A 3765-nucleotide genomic window follows, 5' to 3' on the forward strand; every position below is an offset into this window, starting at 1 on the left:
GCTGTTGCTTGCCTGATCACCTTCATGCCTGCTATGGCTTCCCAGTCCTTCGCAGCGAAGAAGCTGACTGTTAAGCCGGCGAAGAAGACGATCTACGTGAAGAAGTCTGTCACGCTGAAGGCGAACCAGAAGGTTAAGTGGTCTGCCAGCAAGTCCAGCCTGAAGGTTGTGAAGCTGACAAGCAAGAAGGCGAAGTCCGTTAAGGTTACAGGTAAGAAGGCTGGTAAGGCTGTCGTAACTGCGAAGGTCGGCAAGCAGACGAAGAAGGTTACAATCACTGTTAAGAAGGCTGCGGTTAAGAAGACTGCAGTAACAGCTGTTGCTCTGAGCGCTGATAACGCTAAGGATCCGGCGAAGGAAGTTCTGGTTGGAACGAAGCTGAGAGCTGCCGTTACACCGGAGAACGCAACTGTTACATATCAGTGGAAGGCTGACGGCACAGCAATCGCAGGTGCAACAGGCTCCGCATTCACTGTAACAACAGCTGAAATCGGCAAGGCGATCACAGTTGAAGCCACCGGCACAGGCAACTTCGAGAAGACAGCGGTTTCCGCTGCTACAGCGAAGGTTGCTGCGCCGAAGATCAGCACGATTGAACTGAAGAAGTTTGACGCGACATCAACTGCTGACGATAAATATGTTGGTACGGTAGGACAGAATGAGAATGTCGGAACACAGCTGAAGGCTGTTGCAACTTCAACAGTGAATGCAGACGTTGCTACATACCAGTGGTATAGAACTACTCCGTATACCAATAGAAATACAACAACAGTTGCAATCAGTGGCGCAACCGCTCCGGAGTACACACTTTCGAAGGCTGATATCGGCAGCAGCGTTTTCGCAGTTGTCACGCCGAATGCGGGTGTAGATGCCAGCGCTGTAACAACCCTGAAGACATTTGGAACTTACAAAGGCTCTTGGGTTTCTGCTGAAGTTTCTGTCGGCAAAAACATTTCCGTTTCCATTCAGGCTAACGGTAAGGCAGTGAAGGACAATGGTAGCGTAGTAAGCGGAACAAAGCTCACTGCAGTCGTTGCTCCGGCTGATGCTAATGTCACTTATAAGTGGTACAGAGGCAATGTTGCTATTACAGGTGCTACTTCTGCAGAGTACACAACTGTAAAGGCTGATGAAGGCAAAGCTGTTAAGGTTGAAGTCTCCATTTCTGACAAGGAAACAGTATACGCTGGCAAAGATGATGCGACTGTAAATGTTACTGACGTTGCCAAAGTGTTCAACAAGGCGGTTCTGAGTGACACTACAGCAGATGGCAGAGCAACAGATGCTGCAGACAAGGCTCAGGTGTATGCAACGGATGATTTTGCCTTTGCCGTATATAGCCTTGACGCAAAGGGAATCGATACAAAGGCTACAGAAAACACTGACTATAAAGCAGTTGATTATGTAAATGGCCAGCCGGTTGTATTGAATGGAGCCAATTACACTGCAGCTGATGTGAAGGATGGAGTAGCAAAAGCCAAGGAAGGTGCAAAGTCAGTCGGTCTGAAGGTCGGTGATAAGCTGTCCAAGAAGGCATTCGGAGTAGGCTCTTTCGCAGGTTCTGAAATCACATCCAATGAGATTACAATTACATCCCTTGGAAGAGCAGACCAGTTGTTCACAAAGGACAACACCACGGTAACAGCCGCAACGTCAGGTGATAAAACTACGAAGCTTACTATCACATTGCCGACGAATGGTTTCGATGCTGACAACACTGCATTCAGTGCAGTAGTGCAGGCTAAGAAGATTGATACAACTGGACTCCAGGATACAACATGGGAAACGGTTGGAACATACACCAAGGTTGATAAGGCTGGGGAAAAGACAATCGCTGTTGATCTGAATACAACGGCACTCGAAAAGTACCAGAAAGATTACACCTTCCGTGTTGTTCTTACCACTCCGAACTACTTCGGTAGCGCTACGGTTGGCGTAAGCAAGTAGAGAGTGTATAGTCTTCGGTAATTCATACCTGAGAATATTCAAGGGGGCTGGCGTATGCCAGCCCCCTTGAAGCTTGCGTAGCATACTCTTGTTTTAATACAGACTAGGGGTATGAAGGTCTTCCGTGAGAAGTGTATAGTGGGCTGGTCAGTTCCTTCTGACCAGCTCTTGAACATTGTTTAACAGAATGATCTTTCCATGTCAAGACATGCCCTTGTCAAGGAGGGCATGTCTTGAACATACGATCTTGTAATCTCTGCTATTCAGGCAGGGAGTATGAAATTCTTTCTGTAATTTGGGGCCTTTCATGAGATGAGATATATCTGAATGGGAAAAACTGCCCTTCAGCACCTGTCTACCGTTTATCAGAAATCGGCTGGCATGTCAAGGACACCCGGAATTTCCGGGCGTTTCTGGTTTCGGCATGTCAGCTGATTTTTTCCTATTCTGGGATCCTGTCCGGGTACATGATCGCCAGTTCTCCCAGGATCTGACCCCAGTTCCGGATCGGCATCGTCCATTTTCTGGTGGCTTCGAACGTGGCCAGGTACAGAGCCTTCAGAAGTGCCTGAGCGCTTGGAAATACGGACCTCTGACGGTTCAGCCTGCGCAGCGTGGCATTCAGCGACTCGATCGCATTGGTCGTGTAAAATGCCTTCCGAACTTCCGCGGAAAACTTGAAGATCGGAGAAACGGCATCCCAGTTCTCATACCAGCGTTTCATGGCATACGGATACTGCGGCGACCATTTTCCGTTCACTCTTTCGAGCTGCTCCAGAGCGGCTTCTTCATCTACCGCCGTATAGACTGTTTTCAGATCTTTGGCGAATTCTTTCATGTCTTTGTTTGCCACATATTTCAGCGTGTTTCGCACCATATGGACGATGCAGCGCTGCTGCTCCGTCTCCGGGTAAGCAGTTGTGATCGCCTCTTTGATCCCGGAGAGTCCGTCCGAGCAGAGGATCAGAATGTCCTGGACACCACGGTTTTTCAATGAATTCAATACAGTGAGCCAGTATTTGCTGCTCTCGTTCTCGCCGATGACCAGAGAAAGGACTTCCTTCTTTCCTTCGGTGTTGATTCCCAGAACCACATATGCGGCCACCTTGTGAACGATACTGTCCTCCCGTACGGAGAAATGGATGGCATCGATGAATATGATCGGATATACCGCGGAAAGCGGCCGGTTCTGCCATTCTTCGATCTGTGGGAGGATCTTGTCTGTAACATCGGAAATGAAGCCCTCCGACGCCTCGAATCCATAGATATCCTGCATCGTTTCCGAGATCTGCTTCGTTGTCATCCCTTTCGCGTACATGGAGATAATTTTTTGATCGATGTCAGAAATGTCTTTCTGCCGCTTCTTCACGATTTTCGGCTCGAAGGAAGAATTTCGGTCCTGCGGCACATCGATATCCATACTTCCATAGCTGGAATTGACTCGTTTGCTTTTGTAGCCGTTCCTGTAATTACGGTCCTCACTGTCATCGTTCGTCCGCTCTGACTTTTCATACCCGAGATGGTCATCCATCTCAGCTTCCATCATTTCTTTGATGGTTCCACCGAGAAGATCTTTCAACGCGTCCTGGATATCCTGAGCATTCTGGATATCATATTCCTGCAGCAGTCCCTGAATGATCGCTCGTTTCCCGTCTGTCATTTCCACGTGATGTACGGATTTTCTTTCTCTTTTTGCCATAAACTAAGGCCCTCCATGATTTTGATTGTATCATGAAAGGCCTCAGAAATGAGCTTTTACAGAGATTATTTCATACTCTCTTCAGGCAAGCGCTCCGGGTACATAACTGACAATTCGCC

2 protein-coding genes are annotated in these 3765 nt (G+C 48.2%); one reads left to right on the forward strand and one right to left on the reverse strand.

All coding sequences use genetic code 11. The features are described 5' to 3' along the window. Positions 1-1947: hypothetical protein (locus BLQ24_RS10190; RefSeq protein WP_336433288.1), on the forward strand; the 1947-nt coding region annotated here is incomplete at its 5' end. Positions 1948-2389: 442 nt separating this feature from the next. Here the strand turns inward: BLQ24_RS10190 and BLQ24_RS09855 are convergent. Next, complete coding sequence (locus tag BLQ24_RS09855; protein ID WP_336433289.1) at positions 2390-3607, reverse strand: IS256 family transposase; 1218 nt, start codon at positions 3605-3607, stop codon at positions 2390-2392. Between the last annotated feature and the right edge of the window lie 158 nt (positions 3608-3765).

It is taken from the genome of Eubacterium pyruvativorans, assembly GCF_900102225.1.
Classification (GTDB): domain Bacteria; phylum Bacillota; class Clostridia; order Peptostreptococcales; family Anaerovoracaceae; genus Aminicella; species Aminicella pyruvativorans.